Raw genomic sequence first — 206 nt, 5'->3', positions numbered from 1 at the left:
GTATGGGGCAAAGCGCCGCAACCGCTGTTCTGCTTCCTTTACGTCCTCTTCCTTTAAAGGAAGGCGTGCTAGCCCTTTGCTTGCAGGCTGCCTGTTCGGATTGGCCCACCACACTTCCTTTGTTGATACAATCTGTTGTAAGAGTGGGTAAGCTTCCAACCATTGCTCTCGGTTTTTGCCTGCTATGTCCACGTTTATCCCTCTCC

The 206-nt window shown here is 51.5% G+C and carries 1 pseudogene; it reads right to left on the bottom strand.

The annotated features are described in order from the left end of the window. Positions 1 to 192 (bottom strand): annotated as a pseudogene (locus CHH91_RS21095) (D-serine ammonia-lyase); the annotation flags it as partial. Between the last annotated feature and the right edge of the window lie 14 nt (positions 193 to 206).

This window comes from Virgibacillus sp. 7505 (assembly GCF_002272135.1).
Lineage (GTDB): Bacteria > Bacillota > Bacilli > Bacillales > Amphibacillaceae > Terribacillus.
Note: the sequence above shows the minus strand (reverse complement) of the source record. Positions and strands in the feature narration are given on the sequence as shown.